At 47.9% G+C, this 330-nt stretch carries 1 protein-coding gene; it reads left to right on the top strand.

The window, feature by feature from the left end; all coding sequences use genetic code 11:
• Positions 1–76: 76 nt before the first annotated feature.
• A partial coding sequence (locus AAEY62_RS21210) for an acyl-CoA dehydrogenase family protein (RefSeq protein ID WP_350636330.1) occupies positions 77–330 on the top strand: 254 nt, incomplete at its 3' end.

The following is a 330-nucleotide window of genomic DNA, read 5'->3' as shown; positions in this document are numbered from 1 at the left end:
CTTATACCAGCCCAGATTCTGCTGAAACCCGCCGCGCGTTTGTAGACAAACGCGAAGCGAATTTTTGAGGCCGACTATGAAACTAACTTATACAACAGAGCAACAAAATTTCCGTATGGAAGTGCGTCAGTGGCTTGCAGAAAATGTACCTGCAGAAAAGCTGCCCACTTACGACACCAAAGCAGGCTTTGAGCTGCACCGCCAATGGGAGCGCAAGCTACATAAAGCGGGTTTTTCAATGGTTATGTGGCCTAAAGAATATGGCGGCCGCGGGTGTAACTTAATTGACTGGCTTATTTTTGAAGAAGAATACTACGGCGCAGGTGCACC

It is taken from the genome of Pseudoalteromonas sp. GW168-MNA-CIBAN-0100 (genome assembly GCF_040309225.1).
In the GTDB taxonomy this organism is placed as follows: Bacteria; Pseudomonadota; Gammaproteobacteria; order Enterobacterales; family Alteromonadaceae; genus Pseudoalteromonas; species Pseudoalteromonas arctica.
This window is presented reverse-complemented; position numbering and strand designations above follow the sequence as displayed.